General features: G+C 69.1%; 12 protein-coding genes. 5 read left to right on the forward strand and 7 right to left on the reverse strand.

Features of this window, described 5'->3' with window-relative positions; translation table 11 throughout:
- The first annotated feature begins 185 nt into the window (after positions 1-185).
- The 5 genes from ACU6WZ_RS14495 (at position 186) to ACU6WZ_RS14515 (ending at position 4860) form a co-directional block, all read left to right on the forward strand.
- Positions 186-1256 (forward strand): ABC transporter ATP-binding protein, encoded by a 1071-nt coding sequence (locus tag ACU6WZ_RS14495; protein WP_447034042.1) that lies wholly within the window; start codon positions 186-188, stop codon positions 1254-1256.
- Positions 1246-2163 carry an ABC transporter permease gene (locus tag ACU6WZ_RS14500; RefSeq protein ID WP_447028481.1) on the forward strand — a complete coding sequence of 306 codons (918 nt, stop codon included), beginning with the start codon at positions 1246-1248 and terminating at the stop codon, positions 2161-2163. The genes ACU6WZ_RS14495 and ACU6WZ_RS14500 overlap by 11 nt, the downstream gene beginning before the upstream one ends.
- On the forward strand, positions 2160-3071 hold the full coding sequence (locus tag ACU6WZ_RS14505; RefSeq protein WP_447028482.1) for an ABC transporter ATP-binding protein: 912 nt from the start codon (positions 2160-2162) through the stop codon (positions 3069-3071). Before ACU6WZ_RS14500 ends, ACU6WZ_RS14505 begins: the two co-directional genes overlap by 4 nt.
- An 18-nt stretch (positions 3072-3089) precedes the next feature.
- Positions 3090-3809 carry an ABC transporter permease gene (locus tag ACU6WZ_RS14510; RefSeq protein ID WP_447028483.1) on the forward strand — a complete coding sequence of 240 codons (720 nt, stop codon included), beginning with the start codon at positions 3090-3092 and terminating at the stop codon, positions 3807-3809.
- 334 nt (positions 3810-4143) lie between these two features.
- The gene (locus tag ACU6WZ_RS14515) at positions 4144-4860 is read left to right on the forward strand and encodes a hypothetical protein (RefSeq protein WP_447028484.1); all 717 of its coding nucleotides are present in this window, start codon (positions 4144-4146) and stop codon (positions 4858-4860) included.
- A 120-nt stretch (positions 4861-4980) separates the two neighbouring features.
- Here the strand turns inward: ACU6WZ_RS14515 and ACU6WZ_RS14520 are convergent, their stop codons facing one another.
- From ACU6WZ_RS14520 to ACU6WZ_RS14550, 7 genes are all read right to left on the reverse strand, one after another.
- Positions 4981-5799: an HAD family hydrolase gene (locus tag ACU6WZ_RS14520; protein WP_447028485.1), complete on the reverse strand. Its 819-nt coding sequence runs from the start codon at positions 5797-5799 to the stop codon at positions 4981-4983.
- Positions 5796-7085 (reverse strand): serine--tRNA ligase, encoded by a 1290-nt coding sequence (gene serS / locus ACU6WZ_RS14525; protein ID WP_447028486.1) that lies wholly within the window; start codon positions 7083-7085, stop codon positions 5796-5798. Before serS ends, ACU6WZ_RS14520 begins: the two co-directional genes overlap by 4 nt.
- A gap of 632 nt (positions 7086-7717) precedes the next feature.
- Positions 7718-8653 (reverse strand): prephenate dehydratase, encoded by a 936-nt coding sequence (gene pheA, locus ACU6WZ_RS14530; protein WP_447028487.1) that lies wholly within the window; start codon positions 8651-8653, stop codon positions 7718-7720.
- A gap of 61 nt (positions 8654-8714) precedes the next feature.
- On the reverse strand, positions 8715-9968 hold the full coding sequence (gene efeB / locus ACU6WZ_RS14535) for an iron uptake transporter deferrochelatase/peroxidase subunit (RefSeq protein WP_447028488.1): 1254 nt from the start codon (positions 9966-9968) through the stop codon (positions 8715-8717).
- 5 nt (positions 9969-9973) lie between these two features.
- A complete protein-coding gene (locus ACU6WZ_RS14540; RefSeq protein WP_447028489.1) occupies positions 9974-11953 on the reverse strand; it encodes a copper resistance CopC/CopD family protein in 1980 nt (659 codons plus the stop codon).
- Positions 11954-11966: 13 nt separating this feature from the next.
- Positions 11967-12419 (reverse strand): copper chaperone PCu(A)C, encoded by a 453-nt coding sequence (locus tag ACU6WZ_RS14545; RefSeq protein ID WP_447028490.1) that lies wholly within the window; start codon positions 12417-12419, stop codon positions 11967-11969.
- Positions 12416-13075 (reverse strand): SCO family protein, encoded by a 660-nt coding sequence (locus ACU6WZ_RS14550; RefSeq protein WP_447028491.1) that lies wholly within the window; start codon positions 13073-13075, stop codon positions 12416-12418. The genes ACU6WZ_RS14545 and ACU6WZ_RS14550 overlap by 4 nt, the downstream gene beginning before the upstream one ends.
- Positions 13076-13093: the final 18 nt, after the last annotated feature.

The raw sequence follows: 13093 nt of genomic DNA on the forward strand, positions 1-13093 counted from the left end.
AAGAGGGTCCGCCCAGCCTGTGGACAACGGACGGGCCTGTGCACAACGGACGGCCTGTGCACAACGGACGGCCCGTAGACATGGGACGTTCCCTTACGGGTCCGTACGCCTGGAGTCGGACACCGATCCAGCCGCCAGGTCTGACGCCCGCTGTGGTCCGCGCCACTACCGTCGAACACGTGACTGTGATCGTGACCGAAAGCCTGAGCAAGAGGTTCCCCCGGGTAACCGCCCTTGACCGGCTCTCCCTTGACATCGGACCCGGCGTGACCGGCCTGGTGGGCGCCAACGGAGCCGGCAAGTCCACTCTGATCAAGATCCTGCTGGGTCTGTCCCCCGCCACGGAGGGCACCGCGGCCGTGCTCGGCCTCGACGTCGCCACCAGCGGCGGCGCCATCCGCGAGCAGGTCGGCTACATGCCCGAGCACGACACCCTGCCACCGGACGTCTCGGCCACCGAGTTCGTCGTCCACATGGCACGCATGTCCGGGTTGCCCCCGAGCGCCGCCCGCGAGCGCACCGCCGACACTCTGCGTCACGTCGGCCTGTACGAGGAGCGCTACCGCCCCATCGGGGGCTACTCGACCGGCATGAAGCAGCGCGTGAAGCTCGCCCAGGCCCTGGTCCACGACCCGAAGCTGGTGCTCCTCGACGAGCCGACGAACGGTCTCGACCCGGTCGGCCGCGACGAGATGCTCGGCCTCATCCGCCGTGTCCACACCGACTTCGGCATCTCCGTCCTGGTCACCTCCCACCTGCTCGGCGAACTGGAACGCACCTGCGATCACGTCGTCGTCATCGACGGTGGCGCACTGCTCCGCTCCAGCTCCACCAGCGACTTCACCCAGATCACCACCACCCTCGCCGTCGAAGTCACGGACAGCGCAACCCACCCTGACGGCTCGCACTCTCTGCGTCAGGCACTCACAGCCGCCGGAGCAACCCTCCAGGCGCGCATGGAGGACGGGCTGCCCGGCGCCGGACACATCCTGCTCGTCGAAGCGACCGGAGAGCAGACGTACGACCTGGTGCGGGACACCGTCGCCGACCTCGGCATCGGTCTCGTACGGATGGAACAGCGTCGCCACCACATCGCCGAGGTCTTCCGCACGAACGAGCACGCACCGGCACCCGAGCACGCACCGGCACCCGAGCACGCACCGGCACCCGCCGACGCACCGGCACCCGCCGACGCCGGGGCCCGCAAGCCCGTCACCGCCGCACAGCAGAAGGGAGTCGGCCGTGATGGCAGCTGACCCGATGACCCCGACGACCGCGACGGGCACCGACCCGACCCGTATCCACAACATCGGCTACCGGTCCTACGACGGCCCCCGCCTCGGCCGCGCCTACGCGCGCCGCTCACTCTTCTCGCAGTCCCTGCGCGGCGCGTACGGGCTGGGCCGCAGCGCCAAGTCCAAAGTGCTGCCGATGATTCTCTTCGCGGTGATGTGCCTGGTCGCGGCCATCATCGTCGCGGTCGCCGTCGCCGCGCCCACCATGACGGACCTGCCGGTGGACTACACGCGCTACGCGATCGTCATGCAGGCCGTCATCGGCCTCTACCTCGCCTCGCAGGCCCCCCAGTCCGTCTCGCGGGACCTGCGCTTCAAGACCGTTCCGCTGTACTTCTCACGACCTATCGAACGCGTCGACTACGTCCTCGCGAAGTTCGCGGCGATGGCATCGGCCCTGTTCATCCTCACGGCGACACCGCTGGTGATCCTGTACGCCGGTGCGCTGCTCGCCGAATTCGACTTCGCGGACCAGACGAAGGGGTTCGCCCAAGGACTGGTCTCGGTGACACTGCTCTCCGTCCTCTTCGCCGGACTCGGCCTGGTCATGGCCGCCCTCACCCCGCGCCGCGGCTTCGGCGTCGCCGCCGTCATCGCCGTGCTGACCATCTCCTACGGCGCGGTCTCCACCGTGCAGGCCATCGCCTGGGAGCAGGGTTCCGCCGGCGCGGTCCAGTGGCTCGGCCTCCTCTCCCCCATCACGCTGATCGACGGCGTACAGACCGCCTTCCTGGGCGCCGCTTCGGCCTTCCCCGGCGCGCAAGGACCCTCGGCCGGCAGCGGCGTGGTCTACCTGCTCGCCGTCCTCGCGCTCGTCGCCGGCTCGTACGCCGTGCTGATGCGCCGCTACCGAAAGGTCGGGCTGTGACCACCATCGACATCGACCACACCTCGCGCTGGTTCGGCAATGTGGTGGCCGTCAACGACATCACCATGCGGGTGGGCCCCGGCGTCACCGGACTGCTCGGCCCCAACGGCGCCGGGAAATCCACTCTGATCAACATGATGGCCGGCTTCCTCGCCCCGTCCACCGGCACCGTCACCCTCGACGGCAAACCGATCTGGCGCAGCGAAGCCGTCTACAAGGAGATCGGGATCGTGCCGGAGCGGGAGGCGATGTACGACTTCCTCACCGGGCGCGAATTCGTCGTCGCCAACGCCGAGCTGCACGGCCTCGGCGACGGGGCCGCCCAGCGGGCCCTCGCCACCGTCGAGATGGAGTACGCGCAGGACCGCAAGATCGCGACGTACAGCAAGGGCATGCGCCAGCGCGTGAAGATGGCGTCCGCCCTCGTCCACAACCCGTCGGTGCTACTCCTGGACGAGCCGTTCAACGGTATGGATCCGCGCCAGCGCATGCAGCTGATGGACTTGCTGCGGCGGATGGGCGCGGAGGGCCGTACGGTCCTCTTCTCCTCCCACATCCTGGAGGAGGTCGAACAGCTGGCCTCGCACATCGAGGTGATCGTCGCCGGGCGGCACGCCGCTTCCGGCGACTTCCGAAAGATCCGCCGCCTGATGACGGACCGGCCGCACCGTTACCTCGTCCGCTCCAGCGACGACCGCGCGCTCGCCGCCGCGCTGATCGCGGACCCCTCGACCGCGGGCATCGAAGTTGACCTGGCGGAAGGGGCGCTGCGCATCCAGGCCGTCGACTTCGGCCGGTTCACCCAGCTGCTCCCGCAGGTCGCCCGCGCGCACGGCATCCGACTGCTGACGGTCTCGCCCTCCGACGAGTCCCTCGAATCGGTCTTCTCCTATCTCGTAGCGGCCTGAAAGGAGCTTGCAGCGATCATGTACGAACCCACAGTTGCCCGGCTCACCTACCGGGCCCTCCTCGGCCGCCGCAGGGCCGCCATCCTCTTCGTCCTGCCTGCCCTGCTGATCGCCATCGCGGTGGCGGTACGGCTGCTCACGGGCGCGGACGACCAGATCGCGTCCGACGTCCTGGGCGGCTTCGCCATCGCCACGATGATCCCGCTGATCGGTGTGATCGCGGGGACGGGTGCGATCGGCCCGGAGATCGACGACGGCTCGATCGTCTATCTGCTCGCCAAGCCGGTGAAGCGGCCGACGATCATCTTCACCAAACTCATCGTCGCGATCGCCGTGACGATGGCGTTCTCCGCGATCCCCACGGTCATCGCCGGGCTGATCCTGAACGGCAACGGCGGACAGATCGCGATCGCCTACACCGTCGCCGCGCTGGTCGCCTCGGTCGCGTACAGCGCGATCTTCCTGCTGCTCGGTACGGTCACCCGGCACGCGGTGGTCTTCGGCCTCGTCTACGCCCTGGTCTGGGAGACCCTCTTCGGCAGCCTCGTGCCGGGGGCGCGCACGCTGAGCGTCCAGCAGTGGGCGCTGTCCCTGGCGGAGCGGATCGGCGCCGGCGGCACGATCACCTCGGACGTGGCCCTGCCGACGGCATTGGTGCTGCTGACGGCGGTCACGGTTGCGGCGACCTGGTACGCGGGCCAGAAGCTCCGCACCCTCACGCTCGCCGGCGAGGAGTAGCACCGGAACCAGTAGCACCGGAACCGGAAGGCCTGCCTCCGCCAGCCTTGGTCGGCCTCCGTCAGCGTTGGTCAGCCTGGTCAGTCAACCCCTGCTCGCTGAGCGGGGGTTGACGTGTTTGCGCGTGACTGTACGCTTATCGGCTCGTTGTTCAGCGTGCGTGGAGGCCACTGGAATCCGAGGCGTCGTAGCGTTCGTGAAATTGGGGATTGCCGGTACCGGAACGGATCCGGGCCGGTCACAGAGTGAGTAGCCACCTTGAGCGTCCTCCGCCCCCAAAAGCCCGGGGACAGGGCTGTCCATCACCCGGCTTTCACGAACGGAAGGCATCCTCATGCCATCAGAAGTCGCCCTGCTCGAATCGCGCACGATGCGCGACGAGCACCTGGGGCGCGTCGACGCCCTCGACAAGGTCAAGGCACTCGTCATGCTCCCGGACGGAATTTACGTTCGCACAGAGGAGGTGGCCCACTACTTCGAAGTATCCACAGGGGTCGTGAAAAAGGTCGTCCAGCGCCATCGGGTCGAACTCAACGAGAACGGGTTGCAAGTCCTGCGAGGCGATGACCTGCGCGTCTTTCAGGGGGACATCATGTCCCTCTGGAGCGATGACCTGGGGACAAGTTATCCACAGGCTGCGACGAATCTCACCCTCTACACCCGCCGCACCGTCCTCAACATCGCGATGCTTCTTCGCGATAGCGACATCGCCCGCTGCGTCCGTACGTACCTCCTCGACGCCGAGGAGAGGGGCTGGCGCGCGGGTTACGCCTCGCTCGACAAGCGCGTCACGAAGGTCGAGTCCCACATCGACACCGTGGGGCGCGCGCTCCAGGAACTGGGTCCCGTCATCAACGGCATCTCGGTACGGCTTGACCGGCTGGACCGGCGGCTCGAAGCCACCAGCGAGGTCGTGGGAGCGATCAGCAACCGGCTCTGCGATCTTTCCGAGAACATGCGGCGCATGGAGCACCGGATGGACCGCAGGTTCGACGCCGTCAACCAACGGTTAAGCGCTCTGGAACGCGGGCAGCGACGCAAGCGCCGCTGACCGGCTTGTCTGGGTGTTGGCCGGTGACGAGCGACCCAGCCGGCCCGGCGGCCACAGCTGGCCCGCCCGGCGGCCACAGCCGGCCCAGCCAACACCCACCCGCGTATCCGGCAGAAGCCCTCAGCCGCGCAGCAGCTGCTCCAGCACCACCGCGATGCCGTCCTCGTCGTGCGACGAAGTGATCTCGTGCGCCACGGCCTTGAGCTCGTCGTGCGCGTTGGCCATCGCCACACCGTGCGCGGCCCATCCGAACATCGGGATGTCGTTCGGCATGTCCCCGAAGGCGATGGTCTCCGACGCCTTGAGTCCCAGCCGGCGCGCCGCAAGCGACAGTCCCGTCGCCTTGCTCAGGCCGAGCGGGAGCAGCTCCACCACGCCGGGGCCCGCCATGACCACGTCGACGAGGCTGCCGACCGTCTGGCGCGCGACGCTCGCCAGCTCGTCGTCGTCCAGGTTCGGGTGCTGGATGTAGACCTTGTTCAGCGGCGCCGACCACAGCTCCGACGGGTCCTCGAACGCCAGGTAGGGCAGCGGGCCCTCCTGGACCCGGTAGCCCGCACCGACCAGCACATCGCCGTCCAGGCCGTCGCGGCTCGCCGCGAGCGCCAGCGGACCCGTCTCCGACTCGATCTTGGACAGGGCCAGTCCGGCCAGCTGCCGGTCCAGCGTCACCGACGTCAGCAGACGCTGCTCACCGGCGTGATAGACCTGCGCGCCCTGGCCGCAGACGGCGAGGCCCTCGTACCCCAGGTCCTCCAGGATGTGCCGGCACCACGGAACCGAGCGCCCCGTGACGACGATGTGGGCCGCGCCCGCCGCCGTGGCGGCGGCGAGCGCATCGCGTGTACGGGCGGAGACCGTGTCGTCGGAGCGCAGCAGCGTCCCGTCCAGGTCGGTCGCGACCAGCTTGTACGGGAAGGGGCCGGTGGTGGTGCTCACTTGGCGAGGGGCTCCAGGATCTCGCGGCCCCCGAGGTACGGACGCAGGACTTCCGGCACCCGCACGGAACCGTCGGCCTGCTGGTGGTTCTCCAGGATGGCCACGATCGTGCGCGGTACGGCGCACAGCGTGCCGTTCAGCGTCGCGAGCGGCTGCAGCACCTTCTTGCCGTCACGCATGCCGCGCATCCGGATCGAGAGCCGGCGCGACTGGAACTCCAGGCAGTTCGACGCGGACGTCAGCTCACGGTACTTGCCCTGCGTCGGAATCCACGCCTCGCAGTCGTACTTACGCGACGCGGAGGAACCCAGGTCGCCGCTCGCCACGTCGATGACCTGGAACGGCAGCTCCAGCGACGTCAGCCACTGCTTCTCCCAGCCCAGCAGCCGCTCCAGCTCCGCCTCGGCGTCCGCCGGGTCGACGTACGAGAACATCTCGACCTTGTCGAACTGGTGCACCCGGAAGATGCCGCGGGTGTCCTTGCCGTAAGTCCCGGCCTCGCGTCGGAAGCACGGCGAGAATCCGGCGTACCGCAGCGGCAGCTTGTCCGCGTCGATGATCTCGTCCATGTGGTACGCCGCGAGCGGGACCTCGGAGGTGCCGACCAGGTAGTAGTCGTCCTTCTCGAGGTGGTAGACGTTCTCCGCGGCCTGGCCGAGGAAGCCCGTGCCCTCCATGGCGCGCGGGCGGACCAGTGCGGGCGTCAGCATCGGGATCAGGCCGGCCTCGGTGGCCTGCGCGATCGCCGCGTTGACCAGCGCGAGTTCGAGCAGCGCGCCGACGCCCGTCAGATAGTAGAAGCGGGACCCGGAGACCTTCGCGCCGCGCTCGACGTCGATGGCGCCGAGCGCCTCGCCGAGCTCCAGGTGGTCCTTGGGCGCGAAGCCCTCGGCGGCGAAGTCGCGCCGGGCGCCGATGGTCTCCCGTACGACGAAGTCCTCTTCGCCGCCCACCGGGACGTCGGGGTGCACGATGTTGCCGAGCTGGAGCAGCAGCCGCCTGGACTCCTCGGCCGCCTCGTCCTGTTCGGCGTCGGCGGCCTTGACGGCTGCGGAAAGTTCGCCGGCCTTCTTCAGCAGCTCGGCCTTCTCGTCGCCCGAGGCCTTGGGAATGAGCTTGCCGAGCGACTTCTGCTCGGAGCGGAGTTCGTCGAAGCGGACGCTGGACGACCTGCGCCGCTCGTCGGCGGAGAGGAGAGCGTCGACGAGGGCGACGTCCTCTCCACGGGCGCGCTGGGAGGCGCGAACACGGTCGGGGTCCTCACGGAGCAGGCGAAGGTCAATCACCCCACCAGGCTACCTGCGCCCGCTTCCGCGCGGCGCATTGATATTGCATTGCGTAAGACTTTGCCCGAAATGCGCATATTGAGAATGAGGTCGGAGAATCAACCGGTCATCTCGGGCCCGCGTCAGGGAATCAGCCCAAAGCGAGCCCTGGGCGCGCCGAAAGCCCAGCCCAGGGAGCGCCTAAAGCAAGCGCAGAGTGCCCCCAAGCAAGCCTTATTAGCCGGAGGCGAGGGCAGGCTCCTCGGCTACTCCGACCCTCTTGCCGTGCGGGAGGCGGGATTTGGCGGTTCGGTTGTCCACAGGAATCCGGCTTCCGGTTCCGTTATCCACAGGCTGTGTGAAAGATCTGTGGATGCCGGAAGAGGGCATTCCGGGAGGTGCGTGGAAGGCCAGGGATTCCCCACCCAAACCCACTTCACACACTCATTCGGGTGGGAATTGCTCGCCCTAAAGAGTTGATCAATGGAATTGAGGTGACAGGGTCGACCTGGGGTCGACCCGACGCCCTGTGGAGCGAAGAGCGCCCTCTGGGGCGTTTTGTCGACCATGTCGGTATGTGTTGTCGACTTGTCCCCAGGTCGAGAAGTGAGCCTGTGGATAACTCTTTCGAGCGACCCGGCTCAGCGACCGGCTCAGGCCCGCCCGTCCTGGCTTCGCGCCAGCCAGTCCGCCGCCGCCACGAACTCCGCCTCGGACGTCCCCGCCCGCAGCGCCCGTACGTCGGCGGCCGCCGTCCCCGCCCGCGGATACGACCCGAGGAACCGCACATTCGGGCAGATCCGCTTCAGACCCATCAGTGCCTCGCCCACCCGCCGGTCCGCGATGTGCCCCTCGGCGTCCACGGCGAAGCAGTAGTTCCCGATGCCGGCCCCCGTCGGCCGAGACTGGATCAGCATCAGGTTGACGCCGCGCACAGCGAACTCCTGAAGCAGTTCGAGCAGCGCGCCCGGGTGGTCGTCGCCCAGCCAGATCACCACCGAGGTCTTGTCCGCCCCGGTCGGGGAGGCCGGCCTGGCCGGCCGCCCCACCAGCACGAAGCGCGTCTGTGCGTTCACCGCGTCGTGGATCTCCGTGACGAGGGGCACGAGGCCGTACCTGGCCGCCGCGAATTCCCCGGCGAAGGCCGCGTCGTAACGGCCCTCCTGAACCAGCCGCGCCCCGTCCGCGTTCGACGCCGCTGACTCCCACAGCACCTCCGGCAGATTCGCCGCCATCCAGTTGCGCACCTGCGGCTGGGCCGCCGGGTGCGCGGTGACGGTCTTGATGTCGCCGAGCCCGGTCCCAGGCCGCACCAGCAGCGCGAAGCTGATCGACAGCAGCACCTCGCGGTAGATCATCAGCGGTTCACCGGACGTCAGTGCGTCCAGGGTGGCGCTGATACCGCCCTCGACGGAGTTCTCGATCGGTACGAGCGCCGCCGCCGCTTCCCCACTGCGCACGGCGTCGAGAGCGGCCGGCACGGACACCATCGGAACCAGCTCCCGGGTGGCGGCTTCCGGGAGCGTACGGAGGGCGACTTCGGTGAAGGTGCCCTCAGGGCCGAGATAGGCATAGCGCGTGGCCGACATACGGTCACCTTAATGCGCCGTACGGGAGGGGGTGTTCCTGTCCAGGTCTCGGGTCCGGTGCTCAGGACTCCAGCAGCCGCTGTCCCACGTACTCCCCTTCCCGCGCCCCGCCCGGCACCGCGAAAAGACCGCTCGCCTCGTGCCGGACGAACGGCGACAGGGCGTCCCCCCGATCTAGCTTGCGCTGCACCGGTACGAAGCCGCGCAGCGGATCCGCCTGCCAGCAGACGAAGAGCAGTCCCGCGTCCGGAGTTCCGTCCGCGGCCATGCCGTCGTGGTACGAGAACGGGCGCCGCAGCATCGCCGCACCGCCGTTCTGTTCGGGGGCGGAGATCCGTGCGTGCGCGTTGGAAGGAATGACCAGTTTGCCGTCGGGACCCGTCTCGTCGAGGGCCGGTTCGGTGTTCTCGTCGCCGCCCGTCAGGGGCGCTCCATCGGCCTTCCTGCGGCCGATGACCTTCTCCTGGTCGCCGCGGGCGAGCTGCTCCCAGTCGTCGAGCAGCATGCGGATACGGCGTACGACGGCGTACGAGCCGCCCGCCATCCACGGGGGCGCCTCGCCCGTGCGGTCGGCCGGCACGAAGATCCGCCGGTCGAAGTCGGCCTCGGACGGCTTGGGGTTGCCCGTACCGTCGACCTGTCCCATCAGGTTGCGGGCCGTCATGGGTGAAACCGTCGCCCCCCGGGAACGGTTGAAACCGTTCATCTGCCACCGCACCCGGGCACCGTTGCCGGCCTCGCTCTGGATCGTACGCAAGGCGTGGAAGGCGACCAGTGCGTCGTCGCAGCCGATCTGCACCCACAGGTCGCCGTTGCTGCGACGCGCGTCGAGCCGGTCCGAGGAGAAGTCGGGCAACGGATCGAGCGCCACAGGGCGCTGTGCGGTCAGTCCGGTACGGCCGAAGAAGCTGTGTCCGAAGCCGAAGGTGAGGGTCAGTGCGGAGGGGCCCGCGTCCAGCGCCACCCCTGTGTCGTCGCTCCCGTAGGGCTCGCCCGCCATCAGCTTGCGCGCGACCGCCGACCATCGCCGCAGCAGCGCCGCGGCTTCCCGGTGTCCGGCGCCCGGAGCCAGGTCGAAGGCGACGAGGTGGCCGCGTGCTTGGAGCGGTGTGGTGATTCCGGCCTGGTGCTCACCGTGGAAGGCCACGGTGGTGGAGCCGACCGAGGCCAGTTCCGGGGCGTCCGTGGACGCCCCGGAACCGGTGGCCGCGGCGTACCCGGCCGCCCCGCCCGTCGCGCCGAGCGCCAGGCCTGCGGCGCCGGCCGCCCCGGCGGTGCCCAGCAGCCGTCGCCTTGAGATGTCGGAGTCGTTCACGCTGGTCAGCCGATCTTCACGTTCTTCTTCACGGTCACCTGGTCGATGTCCGAGGTGCGTACGGTCACTTCCACCTCCCACGTCCCCGGCATGGGGATCTGTACCCCGTTCGCCGCCCAGTGTCCGGTGGCGATGCGGTCGGGGACGGCGGGCAGCGGTCCGATTTCCTTGGCGTTGTTCGTGAACGCGACCTTCACTTCCGGCGCATCCATCGCACGCCCGTTGGGGCGTTCCAGCCACACATGCAGGGAGTTGCTGCCCGAGTGTCCGGGGTCGAGCTCGACGCGGGCGGTGCCCTTGCCGTCCTCACCGCCGGTGTCGAAGGGGATACGCACGTCGACCGGGCGGCTGGGTGCGGCGGTGGCGGTCTCGCTCTTTCCCGCCTCCTTCTCCTCGGTACGCCCCGGTTCGGTGCTGGTCAGCAGGGTCGTCACGGCCAGCACCACCACGGCGACGGCGGCCTCCGCCAGCACGGAGCGCCGCAGCCCCAGGCGTTCGGGTTCGGCGTCCCGTACCCGTTTCACGCGGGCGGTGGCGACAGCGGTCCGCTGGCGGGCGAGCTGGGCGGCGCGGGCGGGGTCGGCGGGCACGGTGACCGGCTCACTGATCTCCTGCGTCTGCTGCGTCCTCTGCGGGTCCTGCGTCTCCTGCGGCTCGTGCTTCTCGCGTGTCTCGTGTGTGGCGGCCGCGGTCTTCTTGGTCCGTTGCCCGATGAGCGCGACCGAGTCCGCCTCGGCCGGCGCTCCCGCCGCGAGCCGCCCCGTCCAGCGCCGTGAAAGCCAGGCGATACCGACCAGGACGGCGACCACTCCGACCTTGAGGAGCAGCAGCTGCCCGTACGCCGTCCCGGTCAGCGCCGACCACGAGCCGACCTGCCGCCAGGACTGGTAGAGCCCGGTCGCGGCGAGCACGGCGACGCTCGCGAAGGCGACGCGGGAGAAGTTCGCCACCGCCGTACGGTCGATTCCCGGCGCCCGGTAGAGCGCGACGAGCAGGGCGGCGAGGCCGCCCAGCCAGGTCGCGACGGCCAGCAGGTGCAGCACGTCGACGGGCATCGCGATGCCGGGCTGCAGTCCGGTGGAGGCGTGCTCGGACAGTGCCCAGGTCGCGGCGATTCCGGTGGCCAGGACTCCGCCGCCGAGGGCGAGCCCGAAGGTGAGGTCCTTGTTCTCCGCGGGGTCAGCCCTCTTCGCGTACGCGCCGAACAGCACGGCCACGAACAGCGCGGCCGCCCCGAGCAGCAGCAGCCGCGACACCAGGGAAGCCCCGGTTTTCGTCTCCAGAACGTTCCGCAGTCCGTCCAGATCGATCGCGTCCGCGAGCTTGCCCGAGCCCGTGTACGGGGACCGCAGCAGCAGCATCGCGAGCGTGGACGCGGTGAGGGTGATCCACCCCCGTACGACGAGGCGCTGGAGTGGCCGTTCGCCGGCGCCGCGCTGCCAGCAGGCCAGTACGAAGGCGGCGCCGCCGACGAGCAGCACGAAGCCGGCGTAGGCGGCGTATCGGGCGATGCCGTAGAGCGTGCCGACGAGGCCGCCGCCGGCGGACTGTTCGGGCAGGGCGACGGTGGTCTGGGAGGGGGCGCCGATGGAGAAGGTGAAGGCGCCGGAGATGGGGTGGCTGTCGGCTGAGACGGCCTGCCAGGCGACGGTGTACGTGCCGTCCGGCAGCCCGGCGTGCAGGTCGACGCCGTACTGGATGGTGCTTTCGCTGCTCAGGTCGCGCAGGTCACCGGTGTCGGCGCGTTTTCCGCTGGGTTCCAGGACGCGGATCGAGTCGTCGCCGAGGGCGATCTTCTCGGAGAAGGTGAGGGTGACGTCCTGGGGTGCGGTGGCGACCACCGCCCCGTCCTTCGGGTTGCTCCCTGTCAGCGCGGCGTGCGCGGAGGCGGGGGCGGCACCTGCGAGCAGGGCGGCGATGAGTGCCGTGGTGATGAGCAGCAGCCTGATCACTGCGGCTCCGAAGTGCGGGGCGGTTGCCGGCATGCGTGTCAGTCCCTCAGTGCTTCTTCGGGTTGTGGGTGGTCTCCTTGACCGGAAGGTCGACCTTCATCGGTTCGGACTTCTCGAAGTGCAGTTCCACCGACACCTTGTCGCCCTGCTCGGGTTTGTGCCTGAGCTTCAGGAACATGATGTGGTTCCCGCCGCGTCCGAGGTTCAGTTCGCCGTCGGCCGGGATGCTGAAGGACGTGACCTCCCGCATCTTCTGGTTCTTGGCCTCGTGGAACTGGACCTCGCCGGCGATGTCACTGGTGATGGAGGTGAGCTTGTCGGCGATGTCGTTGTCGTTCTTCACGGTGAGGAAGCCGGCGGCCATGTCGTCCGTGACGGGTTGCGGCATGAACGCTCCGCTGACCATCAGTGCGGGCTTGTCGTCCGTGGTGGAGCAGCCCGCCAGTGTCAGCCCGGTGGTGAGGGCGATGGTGGTGGCGAGGGTGGTGCGGCGGTTCACGGGTTCTCCCCCTTGAGGAGCTTGGGGAGGTCCTTGGCGTACTCGTCGGCGGTGGTGTCCTCGCCGTACAGGACGTAGCCGGCGTCGGTCTTCGGGGAGAACGCGATGACCTGTGCGCCGTGCATGGAGACGACTGAGCCGTCCTTCTCCTTCTTGGGCGCCTCGATGCCGATGCCGAGCCGGCGGGCCCCGGCCTGGATGGTCGGGAAGTCGCCGGAGAGCCCGGTGAAGGCGGGGTCGCCCGCGCCCTTGAGCCACCTGCCGAGGGCCTCGGGGGTGTCCCGTTCGGGGTCGGTGGTGACGAAGACGACCTGGAGCCTGTCCCGTTCGGCCTGGGGGAGCTTCTTGTAGGCGATGGCCAGGTTGCTCATCGTCAGGGGGCAGACGTCGGGGCAGTTGGTGTAGCCGAAGTAGATGAGTGTGGGCTTGCCCTTGGTCTGTTCACGCAGGTCGTACCTCTTGCCCTCGGTGTCCGTGAGGACGAGGTCCGGCTTCTTGAAGGGGCGGTCGAGTACGGTCGCGGGCTTCTGGCCGGTGTCGGCGGAGACGTCGGTGACGGGCTTGGAGCCGCTGTCCGCCTTGTCGCCGCCGCATGCGGACAGGCTGAGCGCGGCCGCGGCGACGAGCGCCACGGCCAGCGCGTTTTTCTTGCGCATGGAGGTGTGTCCTGGTGG

It is taken from the genome of Streptomyces hypolithicus (genome assembly GCF_052934925.1).